This is a genomic window from Sphingomonas sp. 66-10 (assembly GCF_001897045.1).
Taxonomy (GTDB): Bacteria; Pseudomonadota; Alphaproteobacteria; order Sphingomonadales; family Sphingomonadaceae; genus Sphingomonas; species Sphingomonas lycopersici.
Genome location: NZ_MKRR01000042.1, coordinates 8716 through 20396, shown reverse-complemented (window position 1 = coordinate 20396; position 11681 = coordinate 8716). Strand labels below are relative to the sequence as shown.

General features: G+C 63.8%; 14 protein-coding genes. 7 read left to right on the top strand and 7 right to left on the bottom strand.

Annotation, left to right across the window (positions count from 1 at the left end):
* Positions 1-119: 119 nt before the first annotated feature.
* The 5 genes from BGN95_RS05145 to traA all read right to left on the bottom strand — a co-directional run bounded on the left by BGN95_RS05145 (position 120) and on the right by traA (position 4825).
* A complete protein-coding gene (locus tag BGN95_RS05145) occupies positions 120-389 on the bottom strand; it encodes a WGR domain-containing protein (RefSeq protein ID WP_126027187.1) in 270 nt (89 codons plus the stop codon).
* A gap of 69 nt (positions 390-458) precedes the next feature.
* A complete protein-coding gene (locus BGN95_RS05140; protein WP_286771847.1) occupies positions 459-1178 on the bottom strand; it encodes a DUF6118 family protein in 720 nt (239 codons plus the stop codon).
* A complete protein-coding gene (locus BGN95_RS05135; protein WP_286771846.1) occupies positions 1175-1609 on the bottom strand; it encodes a putative toxin-antitoxin system toxin component, PIN family in 435 nt (144 codons plus the stop codon). Before BGN95_RS05135 ends, BGN95_RS05140 begins: the two co-directional genes overlap by 4 nt.
* Before the next feature lie 3 nt (positions 1610-1612).
* The gene (locus tag BGN95_RS05130; RefSeq protein ID WP_197707588.1) at positions 1613-1858 is read right to left on the bottom strand and encodes a ribbon-helix-helix domain-containing protein; all 246 of its coding nucleotides are present in this window, start codon (positions 1856-1858) and stop codon (positions 1613-1615) included.
* A 60-nt stretch (positions 1859-1918) separates the two neighbouring features.
* Complete coding sequence (gene traA, locus BGN95_RS05125) at positions 1919-4825, bottom strand: Ti-type conjugative transfer relaxase TraA (RefSeq protein ID WP_286771845.1); 2907 nt, start codon at positions 4823-4825, stop codon at positions 1919-1921.
* Between the two features lie 170 nt (positions 4826-4995).
* Here traA and BGN95_RS05120 point away from each other — a divergent pair, with 170 nt between their 5' ends.
* The 7 genes from BGN95_RS05120 to BGN95_RS05090 all read left to right on the top strand — a co-directional run bounded on the left by BGN95_RS05120 (position 4996) and on the right by BGN95_RS05090 (position 10936).
* Positions 4996-5298 carry a conjugal transfer protein TraD gene (locus BGN95_RS05120; RefSeq protein ID WP_286771844.1) on the top strand — a complete coding sequence of 101 codons (303 nt, stop codon included), beginning with the start codon at positions 4996-4998 and terminating at the stop codon, positions 5296-5298.
* A gap of 37 nt (positions 5299-5335) precedes the next feature.
* Entirely contained in the window at positions 5336-5572 is a 237-nt protein-coding gene (locus BGN95_RS05115; RefSeq protein WP_286771843.1) for a conjugal transfer protein TraD, read from the top strand.
* Positions 5565-5819 carry a hypothetical protein gene (locus BGN95_RS05110; RefSeq protein WP_286771842.1) on the top strand — a complete coding sequence of 85 codons (255 nt, stop codon included), beginning with the start codon at positions 5565-5567 and terminating at the stop codon, positions 5817-5819. Before BGN95_RS05115 ends, BGN95_RS05110 begins: the two co-directional genes overlap by 8 nt.
* Positions 5816-6736 (top strand): HEPN domain-containing protein, encoded by a 921-nt coding sequence (locus tag BGN95_RS05105; protein ID WP_286771852.1) that lies wholly within the window; start codon positions 5816-5818, stop codon positions 6734-6736. Before BGN95_RS05110 ends, BGN95_RS05105 begins: the two co-directional genes overlap by 4 nt.
* Positions 6737-6738: 2 nt before the next feature.
* Positions 6739-8400 carry a type IV secretory system conjugative DNA transfer family protein gene (locus BGN95_RS05100; RefSeq protein WP_286771851.1) on the top strand — a complete coding sequence of 554 codons (1662 nt, stop codon included), beginning with the start codon at positions 6739-6741 and terminating at the stop codon, positions 8398-8400.
* A 79-nt stretch (positions 8401-8479) separates the two neighbouring features.
* Positions 8480-8911, top strand: coding sequence for a hypothetical protein (locus BGN95_RS05095; protein ID WP_286771841.1), 432 nt, complete (start codon positions 8480-8482; stop codon positions 8909-8911).
* A gap of 921 nt (positions 8912-9832) precedes the next feature.
* Positions 9833-10936, top strand: coding sequence for a replication initiator protein A (locus tag BGN95_RS05090; protein WP_286771840.1), 1104 nt, complete (start codon positions 9833-9835; stop codon positions 10934-10936).
* A gap of 28 nt (positions 10937-10964) precedes the next feature.
* Here the strand turns inward: BGN95_RS05090 and BGN95_RS05085 are convergent, their stop codons facing one another.
* Together BGN95_RS05085 and BGN95_RS05080 are read right to left on the bottom strand one after the other, a co-directional pair.
* Positions 10965-11249: a ribbon-helix-helix domain-containing protein gene (locus BGN95_RS05085; protein ID WP_286771839.1), complete on the bottom strand. Its 285-nt coding sequence runs from the start codon at positions 11247-11249 to the stop codon at positions 10965-10967.
* The coding region (locus BGN95_RS05080; RefSeq protein WP_286771838.1) for a ParA family partition ATPase at positions 11249-11681 on the bottom strand (433 nt) is incomplete at its 5' end. The genes BGN95_RS05085 and BGN95_RS05080, both read right to left, overlap by 1 nt.

Below are 11681 nucleotides of genomic sequence, written 5' to 3'. Positions count from 1 at the left end.
TAGTACCCTAATCTGACAGAAACCGCGGTAGCGCCCTGACGTCCGGTTAGGCTATACTCCAGATTGACATAAGGATAATGGGGTCGATCAGCTTCGACACGCGAGCTCTGTGTCCGGTGTCAGACAGGCCGATAGGCGGCACCGATCCGCCTTTCAGCCGTACCACGCTTTTGCAGAAGCGCTGCAATATAACGATTGGCTGCGGCATGATCGGCGAAGGCATGGCGCTGGGCTTGGCCGCGCGCGCCGATCCGGCCCCAGCAGCTTTCGACGACGATCATGCCGAACAGGTCAATGCTCACGGTGATACTGTAGCGTCGCCGAATATTACGCGCCGGATCAAGCGCGATCAGCTCAACGGGATTAGGGAGAAGACCTGCACCATTCATGTCGCAAAGCCTACAGGATTTGCCTGTCGATGTCCGACGACTTATCTGAATCAGTCATGCTGCACTGATTCACGGAACCGATGATTCCGGTGCGCCTTTTACCTCGATTGTGCAGCGCACCGGTCTTTTCGCTTTTTCGGCCTGTTTGCGGCACGCCTGCACCGCCTCGCGGTTGCCATCGGCGAGCGGGGCCGCCGCGACGATCAATCCCCAGCTCTCCGGCGCGGCCGTCTGCATCAAACGTTGCCCCGCATCCCATGCCGACTTTTCGCCAAGCGCCCGCGTCGCCATGCGCTCGGGCCAAAGCCAGCTCGCCGGCATCATCCGCGCGATCGGACCGGCGAGCAGCGTATAGAGCAACAGCCCCAGCACCAGACCGACGCCGCCCACGATATACAGCCAACGGTTCTGCTCGTCGCCCCGCCGAGCCGATGCGACCATATCGGACAAGTCGCGCGCTGCCCCTCTGAGCACCATGTCGGTTGCCTGCACCTGGGCGCGCAGCTCGCGGGTCGCCTCGGCGACGGAAGCGTCTAAACGACCTCCCATATTCTCCGGGGTGAGCCTCATGGCGGGGCTTTTTCGCACACCGTCGATCTGCTGCACCAGGATACCCAGCACCTTTTCGGTGCGCTCTAACGTCGGCTCATAGTCGGGAATGTCGATGGACTCGCGCGCCGTGGTCAGCGCCTCGACCGCATGGCGCAGCAACGACACCTCGCCGCGCAACCGCTCGAACGCCAGCGCCGGGTCGTCGCGCTCCTGGCTATCCTGGTGCTGCCCGCTCATGTCCACTCATCCCTGGGCACCCGCCCGAACATCGCCAGACAATCCCGCACGGCGATGATCCGTGCGCCCTCATAACGGACCATCGTCAGAAGATCCCGCTTGTCGCCGGGCACAAGATGATCGGCCCTGCCCGCGACGATCATGGCCAACAGAAAATTATCGTAAGGATCGGCGCAGGCCGTCACTTCCGGCAGGTCCGCCACCATCACAGCCACGTCGCGCAGCTCGTTGACAAGCCGCCCCGCCAGCGCGGGCGAAAGCCGCTCGCGGATTTTGGGATAGCGCGTCACCCGCGCCAGTTCGTCCAGTTGCTCCTGGGAAGTCAGCAACTCGAACCGCCCTTCGCGCCAGAGCGTGACGATCTGCGCGGGCGGCGATCTGTCCGAAAGCAGCGCACTAATGAGGACATTGGTATCGACAACGACGCGCACGGGTCAGCCTGCGGGCTGACGCGCGGCGGCCACCGCCTCCCCTATCACCGCGTCCAAATCTTCGGGGGCCATATCCTCGAACTTGGCTCTCGCCTCGATGATGGTCTGATCGAGAACGCGCCATTTGACCGCCTCCTCGATGAAACGGGAAAGATCGCCTTTCTTCATGCCGCGCTGCGCGAGGAAGCTACGCACTGCGATATCGGTGTTCTTCGATACCGAGACGGTCCATCGGGTCATATCGTTCATGGTTCACCTCCGGATTAACACATACCATCTTAGCATGATAGGCGCTTATCCGCAAAAGCATCAGCGACCAAGGCCACGATCACGGCCAATCCCCAAATCCTGCGTCAACTGGCGGCCAAGGTCGCGATCGCGCTCCATACCTATTTCAAGCCCCAGCTCGCGGGTGCGCCCGCGCAGGATCGATTCCACCTGGGGATCGCGCTCAAGACTTTTCGCCATGCCTGCCATTTCCTTGCCCGCCTTCTCGCGGCCCGTGATGTCGCCGGCGCGATACAGCCGGTCGCGGTCCTGGGAGAGCTGTTGCCAGCGTTCCACGAAGCGATCGGCCCGCAAGTTCGGATCGGCACGCACCCGCGCCTCTTGGCGTATCGCCTCGACCATCGGGCCGCTGCGCCCCGCCGCCGCCTCGCGCAACAAGGTGGGGTCGCGCTGCATCGCCGACGCCATATCGCGCGAGGCGGACGGCCTGATCTGGTCCAGCGCCTCCGTCGCGCGCTCGAGCGCGACCTTCTGATGCTCGAGAACAGGCCCACCCGACGCGCGCGCCTGCAACACCGCCTCGGCCGAACGCGAGGCCCGCTCGACCGCGCGCGTGAAAGCACGGTCCTGGCCCTGCCCGGCACGCGCAGGCGCTTCCTTCGCCGGCGTTGGCGTGCGCTGGGGCAGTTTCAGCCCGTCGAACATGCCGCGCCGCGGCTGTCGCTCAGCCACGGCCTTGGCCTCACCAGAAAGCCCGCGCCGCTCGGCAAAGGCCCGAACCTTGCCGTCGCGGTCCCGGAACATCGGATAGTCCGACGCCATATCCTTCGCCCGCTCGCGCGACAGCGTGCGGACAAGCCGGGACACGTCGGCGAAGTCGTCGCGACCGTAATGGAGCTGCACCTCGTCACGGTGCCGCGACAGCGCCACATAGGCCGAATGGCGATCCATGCCGGGGGTGGCGAGGACGTGCCCCTGATCGACCGTCACGCCCTGCGATTTATGGATGGTCGCGGCATAGCCATGATCGACATGGGCATAGTCCTTCAGGTCGAACGCGACTTGACGGCCATCGTCCAGCTTCACCGCCATGCTGTCGGGCGACACGCGCTCGATCTTGCCCAGCGTGCCGTTCTTCACCCCAAGGCCGCGATCGTTCTTGAGGAACATGATGCGGTCGCCGGTCGCGAAGTCCCGCGCGCCCCGCTCGGCCGACACGCGCATGTCCTGGCCCAGCTCGCCGGCGTCGCGCAGCCGATCGCGCGCGGCCAGATTCAGGTCGCGCACCTCGGCATTGGTATGGGTGAGGATGATCCGCGTCTTGTCGGGATCGGCGATGCGAGCGCGATCCCAGCCCTCCACTAGGCTTTCCCGCGCAGCCTCGCGCGTCTCGGCCGCGTGGACCATGCCATGCTCGGCATAGACATGGACAGCCTCGCCGGTCCGGCCCGTCGCCAGCGCCCGCGTGGCGTCCTTCTGCCAGTCCTCATGCTGCCGGCGAACCTCGTTGATCTCGGCCGCGCCGTGGCGCTCGGCAAGCGCGCGGAACGCCGCACCGGCCTCGATCGCCTGCAACTGCTCGGCGTCACCGACAAGAACGACCTTCGCCCCTGCCCGCTCGGCTTCCGACAGCACCCGCTCCATCTGGCGCGTGCCGATCATGCCGGCCTCGTCGATCACCAGCACGTCGCGGGCACTGAGCTGCTCGCGGCCCTGCTCCCACTGATATTCCATGCTGGCGATCGTGCGCGAGGCGATGCCCGAACCGCCCTCAAGCCCCTCGGCTGCGATCCCTGACAGGGCCGCGCCGCGCACCTGATAGCCCGCCCGCTCCCATTCTTCGCGCGCAACCCCCAGCATGGTCGATTTACCGGTGCCGGCATAGCCGACCACGATGGCAATATCCTGCGTGCCTATTATATGGATTAATGCGGCTTGTTGCTGGCTCCCCAGCTTCAGGCCCTCACTCCCGGCGGTGGCCCGCAAGGACTGCTCCATCGCCGGGAGACCATGCCCGCTCCGATCGGCAAGCCGATCGCCGGAGCGTTCCAACCGCTGCTCGGTGTCGATCATGTCGCGCGAGGTAAAGCGGTCCTCCCCCTTCCCGTCCCGTCCCAGCGCCACCAGCTCCGGGCTGGAACGCACTGCCCCCATCACCGCATCGAACTGGTCCTTGCCGTCGCTGTGACGGAACGCAAACTGCGCCAGATCGCGCAGCGTGAATGTCGCCTGTCCCCGCGTGATCGCATCGAGCGCAATGGCAGGATTGGCGATGATCTTCTCGCCATTCTCGCGCGCGATCCGCGTGTGGTCCTCGATGCGCTCGCCCTCAAGCCCCTCGCCTTCGCGCCGCATCGCCGCCGGCCCGATCTTGTGCTGCGGCTCCAGCTCGATGCCCTGCGCCTGCAAGGTCCGGTGATCTATCCGGGCGTCAATATCCAGCTCGGCCAGGCGCTCGTTGACATGATCGGCCCACGCCTCGCGCCACCCCTGCAAGAGCTGCGTCGAGTTCCACTCGCGCACCTTCTGACCGAAGCCCTCCGGCCCTACCTCGCGCATCGACAGCATGACATGCGCGTGCGGCTTGGGCTCCCCGTCCTTGCCCTTGTCCCAATGCACGTTGAGGTCCGCAACCATGCCGCGCTCGACAAACTGCTTTTCGACGAAATCGCGAGCGAGCGCAACGCCCTGCACCTGGCTCATCTCGCGCGGGATGGAAAACTCCACCTCCCGCGCCAGTTGCGCGTCCTTGCGAACCTCGCGGGCCTCGACCTCGTTCCACAGGGTTTCGCGGTCGCGAAGCCGCTCCGGTGCGCCTTCCGGTAGCATCACTTCGGAATGGACGACGCCGGCCTTGTTCGAGAAGTCATGGTCGCGCCCAAGCCGCTGATCGTGTAGCTCGGACGCGGAACGATAGGCCGCGCTTGCAACCGAGCTTGATCCGCTGCTGCGACTAATCACCTTGGCCGAGAAATGGTAGATCGCCATGATAGCCTATAACCTACCTTTTTGAGCATATGTCGGCAACGACGTATAAGCGCGCACTCACACTCTCTGCCGTTCGCGTGACTGACTGCTTGCCTGGAATATGATCTGCTGTTTTCTGCACGTTAGTTCGTGCTACGATGCGCCGATGGATCAGGGCTGAGGAGAGTAAGATGCGCAAGGTGCGGGATTACGATGCGGAATTGAAAGCGCTCGGCGACAAGGTAACTGCGCTCAAAGCCCGCAAGGTTCAGCAGCTCGGCGAACTGGTCACCGCGACCGGCGCCGATGCGCTCGATCTCAACATCCTTGCCGGCGCGCTTATCGAAGCTCTGGCCGCCAATGCAGACACCAAGGAGGCGTGGCGCACGAAAGGCGCTGCCTTCTTTCAGCGGCGCGGGCGCAAAGGTGGGCGCGGCCCTGCAGCGGACACTGGCGGCGCGAGCGAAGCTGGCGCAGGCAATCCGCAGGGCTGAGTCCGGACAACGGCGCACCGATACCAGGGAGTGGGTTGTGGCCCGGCGTGAACGAACCCGGCACCTGATCGAACTTGGCGGCCTCGTCCACAAAGCCGGGCTCGTCGATCTGACCGACGACGATCGCGCCACCCTCTACGGCGCGATGCTCGATCTTGTCGCCAGGGCGCGCGAAGAGGGCAACGCGCTCGCGCTCTGGAAGCGGCGCGGCAAACGTGCCTTCGATGCCGATGCGCAGGGACAGGACAACGCGGAAGGAAATGCCCATGACTGACACCTCGCGCCTCTCCTGGCAGCTCCTGATGGTTGGACCTGGAATCGACCATATCACCCCCGACATTCAGGACAAGCTCGCGGCCTTGCTCGACATGCTGCCCGCCACCGCGACCATCAACGTCCAGACCGATGCCGGCTATGTCGATGTGTCCCGCGACTGGCCCAGCCACCGCATGGAAACCGTCGATAGCCTCGTGGACGAAATCGCCGACGCTCCGGGCATAACCCATATCTCGGTGCCCTGACCATGCGCGCCGGCCTCGATCATCTTCCTGCCGCCAAGCGCCGCGAGCTGGAACGGGTCGCCCGCGTCCTGTTCGATGAGTTCGAGGATGCCGTCAAAACCAAGCTCTCCGACAAGCGCAAGGGCGGCCGCATCCTCAAGCTGATCCTGTTCGGCTCCTATGCGCGCGGCGATTGGGTCGAGGATCGCGCCAGCGGCTATATCTCCGACTATGACCTGCTCGTCGTCGTCAACTCCGACACCTTCACCGATCTGCAAACATGGAGGGCGGTCGCCGACGATCATCTGGTGCGCGAGCCGACCGTTACCAGGCACCTCGCCACCCCCGTCAATTTCATCGTTCATTCGCTGATGGACGTGAACGACCAGCTCGCGCGCGGCCGTACCTTCTTCGCCGACATAGCCCGCGACGGAATCGCCCTCTACGAAGCGCCAGGCCAAGCCCTCGCCGTGCCGCGCCAGCTCGACGCGCAGGAACGCCACGCCGAAGCCCTGCGCCATCGCGACCACTGGTTCCCGCTCGCCGCGCATGCGCTCAAGCTCGCCCAGGACAGCATTGCCGATGGAGTGCCGCGCGATGCCGCGTTCATGCTCCACCAGGCCCTCGAGCGGGCCTATAACGCCGTGCTGCTCGTCCTGACGCTCTACGCGCCCAAATCGCACCGCCTCGGCATCCTGCGCTCGCTCGCCGAAAATCTCGATCCCCGGCTGATCGAAGCCTGGCCGCGCGATACCCGCGCCGCCCGCCGCCACTTCGCGCAATTGCAGCGCGCCTATGTCGAGGCCCGCTATTCCCATGCCTATGAAATCACCGCCGACGAACTGGCCTGGCTCGTTGACCGCGTGAAGCAACTTCACACGATCGCCGCCGCGATCTGCGCCGAACATCTCGAAAACGACAATGGGAGGGAATCCTGATGATGGAATGGTTCCGCCAGTTCGGCCGCGCGATCCGCAACCTCGCCCGTATGGCGCGCGCGCAGCCGATATGGGCAGTCACGGCCCTCGTCACCAGCCCGGTCGCCCTCATCCGCCACCTGTTCGGCGTCGTGGTCCTGTTCCTCATCACCGCCCTGGTGCTGGGGCTTGGGGTGCCGCTCATCCTCGGCAAGCTCCTCGGCCTGCCCCGCGATTCCAATATCTACCAGATCGTAATGATGCTGACGGGCCTGGTCATCTTCCTCGTCACGCTGCGCGCGCTGTTCCAACCGCTGATCCTCAAATATGGCGGCCCTGACGGCAACGACACCCACGGCTCGGCCCGCTTCGCCACCGATCGCGAGACGCGCCCCCTCGCCCAAAATGGCGACGGCCTGCTGATCGGCCGCGACCGCAAATCGGGCAAGCCGCTGCGCTATGCCGGCCCCGCCCATCTGCTGACGATCGCGCCGACACGCACCGGCAAGGGCGTGGGCACCATCATTCCCAATCTGATCGACTATCCCGGCTCCGTGGTCTGCATCGACCCCAAGGGCGAGAATGCCCGCGTCACCGCGCGCCAGCGCGGGACATTCGGCCCGGTCCATGTCCTCGATCCGTTCGGAGTGACGGGCATTCCCTCGGCCGCGTTCAATCCATTGGATCGCATCGACCCTGCCGGCCTCGATCTGGCCGACGACTGCATGACGCTCGCCGATGCACTGGTCTACGACGCTCCCGGCGAAGCCGGCGAGGCGCACTGGAACGAGGAAGCCAAGGCGTTGATCGCCGGCCTGATCCTGCATATCGTCGCCAGCGAGCCGGTGGGCACGCGGACCCTTGCCACTTTGCGCGACCGGCTCACCCTCGCGCCGCAAGCCTTCGCTGCCATGCTGGAAGCGATGCAGGCGCAAGGCGGCTTGGTCGCGCGCGCCGCCAATCGCCATCTCGGCAAATCCGATCGCGAAGCCGCCGGCGTGCTGTCGGCCGCGCAGCGCCATACCCATTTCCTCGATTCCCCGCGAATGACGGCCGTGCTGGGACATTCCGATTTTACGTTCGCCGATGTGAAGGCGCAGCCTACCAGCCTCTATCTGGTGCTGCCGCCCGATCGGCTCGCTACCTATGCCCGATGGCTGCGGCTGATGGTCGCGCAGGGGCTAACCGATCTGGCGCGCGCGCCGGCCTCCCCTGCCCGCTCCGTCCTGTTCCTGCTCGATGAGTTCGCGGCGCTCGGCCGCCTCGAACCCGTCGAGCGCGCAATGGGCCTGATGGCCGGCTACGGCATCCAGCTCTGGCCGATCTTGCAGGACGTGCATCAGCTCCGCGCGCTCTATGAGCGCCGCGCCGGCACCTTCCTGTCCAACGCCGGCGTCCTACAGGTGTTCGGGGTCAACGATCACGACAGCGCCAAACTCGTCTCCGATCTGCTCGGCCAGGAGACGGTCGTGTTCGAGACGATGAGCCGCGCGATCGACGCGGAGGAAACCAGCATTTCCTTCGGCGCGCAGCATGTCGGCCGCGCCCTGCTGACCCCCGATGAGGTCCGCACCCTTCGGGAAGATTTGCAACTCCTGTTCCTCGCGGGGCAACGGCCGATCGTCGCCGCCAAGCTGCGCTACTATGCCGATGGCGAGTTCGCAGGAAAGTTCGACAAGGCGTGAACGGACACTCTCGGACAAGTGAAAAGAGGCCGATTGCTGTATAGTGTCACAACCGCCGCCAATGGCGGAAGGATAGAATATGGACCAGCGCGTCATTGATCTTTGGGACCGGCTCATGGCCTATGGAGAAAGCGGTTCCGCTCCCCTTCCGGCGATCCGCGACGAAGTGTTGGAGCTGCACGAAGCGATCACCGATGAGGAAAGCCGGCTTGGCCTCATGCGGATATTCAATCTCGTCTGCGATTTGGTGGCGGTGCATCTCCAAGAGACGAACGGCGATCTTGAAGCCTTCGCCCAGCACCGCCATGGCCAGATATGGATGTTCCTGCGTGCCGAATGTCTTGTCGATGGCGTGCTGGACCGGAACCGCCTACGGTATGTGACCTGGCGCGAGGTCCAGGCCGGTCGCATGACGGAGGATGATCCGCTGCGCCGCTACGCATTGGGCGATGACTCCGCCTTTGATGAACTTCTGTCAGCGCCGACGCCGCCGAAGCGGACGCGCCATTAGGACCGTGCCATGTATAGGTGTATACAAATATACAGGCCCGCGAAATCGTTGTCTGGCGCACAAACCTTGAAACTCGCCGCGCCGATCGCCGCCGCTCGAACATAATGTTGCCGATCTGTTCGGCTTTAGCGTCCGTAAAACGCTCTTTCGTGTCGTCGCGCGCGATCGTGCGAGGATATAGCTTTCCAAAAATCGGTCGCCTGGGAAGCCCGTAGAGCGTGATGCCCGGCTGAACCCTGCCGGCCTTACCAAACGTCTAAAATGAGGCCCAGCGGCCCGGAAATCGCGCCTGTGGGGACGTTTCCGCCTGCCCTGTCCTCTCGGATTGATCGCTGCCCTATCCGCTTGGCTTTTCTGGAAAGCCAATTGCGACGGTGCCGCTGGCGCTGTGTTTGCGATAGGAGCGCAGCGTTTAAACGGTCCCCATTCCAACAAATAGCGTGCCGACGCAGCCGGCTCATCACGGGGATGCCGGGTGGGAGGATCGCTTTAGCGATCCGGGGCGGCCGAAGGCCGCGAGCCGGCGGGGCGAAGCCCCAAGAGGCGGTGCTTTTCTTCTTTCTGATCGTGTCTGAAGCGCGGTGCCGGTGAGTCGCGCTGCCTCTGTCCCGATTTTCGGGACAAGCTGTTCGGTCTGGCGGGACGCTGGTGGGTGAAACCACGATGCTGGGGCATCAGGCTTGCTCTGCGGCCAAAGTTATCCACAGGTCGGTCTAGTGTTAATATATGGGTTAAAGAGTCGTGTTACGGAATTTTGGCGGTTCCGTAATCTATTGAAAATGCAGATAGAATCGGGCGTTTTTTGATCTCTGCCGTCAACGGAACCCCGAATCGACTGACTCCAGAACCCCGAATCTGCGTCAATGAAACCCCGAACTTTTCCGTTGCGTCAATGAAACCCCGAATCTAAGTTACCCGTCAATGAAACCCCGAATCAAGCCTGACCGTCAACGAAACCCCGAATTACCGCTTGCCGTCAACGAAACCCCGAACGGCGCGGAGGGACGCCCTCCCCTGCTGCCTGTTCGCTACCCCGATCCCGATCTGTTCATTTGCGATGTTCTCGACGCTATCCCCAAGGATGACATGGCCTCGATGGAGCATCCGATTTTCTCGCTCGCGACCAAGCCCGATCGGCGCGTGTTCCGCTACGAGCATAACGGCAACAAGCTCGAAATCGTCCCCAGCGTCAAAGGGCTGGCGACGATCCACGACAAGGATATTCTGATCTATTGCATCTCCCAGCTCATCGGGAAGATGAACCAGGGCGAGCGGCCGAGCCGCACCTTGCACCTGACCGCCCGCGATCTGCTGGTGTGGACCAACCGGCAAACCGATGGCGACGGCTATGACCGGCTGCGGAGCGCGTTCGAGCGGCTGTCGGGGACGCGGATCACCACGAACATCAAGGCCGATGGCGAGGAAATCACCGAAGGTTTCGGCCTCATCAACGAATGGCGGATCGTGCGACAAACCCGCTCCGGCCAAATGTCGGAAATCAAGGTCACGCTCTCCGATTGGCTGTTCAAAATGGTCGAGGGGCGCAGCGTCCTGACGCTGCACCGCGACTATTTCCGCCTCCGCAAGCCGCTCGAACGGCGCATCTACGAGCTGGCGCGCAAGCATTGCGGCGCACAGGAAAAATGGTCGATCTCGGTCGAAACGCTACAGAAAAAGACCGGCGCGAGTAGCCATCTGCGTGTGTTCCGCTCGATGCTGCGCGATCTTGTCGCGCACGATCATCTGCCCGACTATGCCGTGGAAATGAACGGCGATACGGTCACGTTCCGCAATCGCGAGGCGCTGGATACGGTCGAGGCGATCGAAGCGGAACCCGAGCGGCCCTATATCGACCCCGAAGGCTTCCACGACGCCAAGAGCGTTGCGCCTGGCTATGACGTTTACGCGCTCTATGACCAATGGGTGTCATGGTGGATCGACAGCGGGCGACCGGAACTGAAAAGCCCCCGCGCCGCCTTCATCGGCTTCTGTCGCAATAAGCACAAAACCGCCCCCTTGCGCTAGTATAGGTGTATAGCTGTATACGCCTATACTAGCCGGCGATCCGCCCCCTGCCCTTCTTCACAAACAGGTCGTCCAGCGCCTCGCCTAGCAGGCTTTGAACGGTCGTCCCTTCCTCGGCCGCGATGATACGAAGCTGCGTGCTGACCTCCGGGGGGAAATGCCCGCCAATCAACTTGGTCCCCTGTCGGCCGCTCGGCGGGGCCTTGCGGGTCACGTCTACCGGCTCGACCGCCGGCGCTGGGACCGAGGCCGTGTCTCCATCCGCCTTGGCGCGGTTCAGGACCGCTTGCAGACTGTTTCCGCCCTTTGCCATCACGCCGCCTCCGCCTGATTGTATAGGCGTATATTTGTATACTCGTATAGTCGCCGGATTTCCTCGGCCGCTGGCCCATGCGGCTCGAACTCCTGCACGGCCTGGCCTGCGGCTTGGGCGCGAAAGAAGGCTTTGCGGTTGCCGATCGTCACCGGACAAACCGTCGCGCCCAGCTCCGCCACGGCCTGAATCGCATCGCCGGTTTCCTGACCTTGCGGGGCCACGAAGGTAAGGACCACGGCAAAGGCGCGGTCGAGCTGGCGCACCACGTCGAGCGTGTGTGTCATGCTCATCGTGTCGAACACCGCCGTCTTGGTCGGGATCAGGATGAAATCGGCATGGCGCGCTGCCTCATAAGCCACGTCGCGCGCGACCGCCGCCCCGTCGATCACGACAAGATCTGTGCCGGCATCCTCGCAGGCTTTGAGCATG

Bases quoted from the DNA above. Each gene is read 5' to 3' on its own strand.
- traA (WP_286771845.1), bottom strand. From the start codon at position 4,825: ATGGCGATCTACCATTTCTCGGCCAAGGTGATTAGTCGCAGCAGCGGA.
- BGN95_RS05140 (WP_286771847.1), bottom strand. From the start codon at position 1,178: ATGAGCGGGCAGCACCAGGATAGCCAGGAGCGCGACGACCCGGCGCTG.
- BGN95_RS05110 (WP_286771842.1), top strand. From the start codon at position 5,565: ATGACTGACACCTCGCGCCTCTCCTGGCAGCTCCTGATGGTTGGACCT.
- BGN95_RS05095 (WP_286771841.1), top strand. From the start codon at position 8,480: ATGGACCAGCGCGTCATTGATCTTTGGGACCGGCTCATGGCCTATGGA.
- BGN95_RS05100 (WP_286771851.1), top strand. From the start codon at position 6,739: ATGGAATGGTTCCGCCAGTTCGGCCGCGCGATCCGCAACCTCGCCCGT.
- BGN95_RS05090 (WP_286771840.1), top strand. From the start codon at position 9,833: ATGAAACCCCGAATCAAGCCTGACCGTCAACGAAACCCCGAATTACCG.
- BGN95_RS05085 (WP_286771839.1), bottom strand. From the start codon at position 11,249: ATGGCAAAGGGCGGAAACAGTCTGCAAGCGGTCCTGAACCGCGCCAAG.
- BGN95_RS05130 (WP_197707588.1), bottom strand. From the start codon at position 1,858: ATGAACGATATGACCCGATGGACCGTCTCGGTATCGAAGAACACCGAT.
- BGN95_RS05145 (WP_126027187.1), bottom strand. From the start codon at position 389: ATGAATGGTGCAGGTCTTCTCCCTAATCCCGTTGAGCTGATCGCGCTT.
- BGN95_RS05120 (WP_286771844.1), top strand. From the start codon at position 4,996: ATGCGCAAGGTGCGGGATTACGATGCGGAATTGAAAGCGCTCGGCGAC.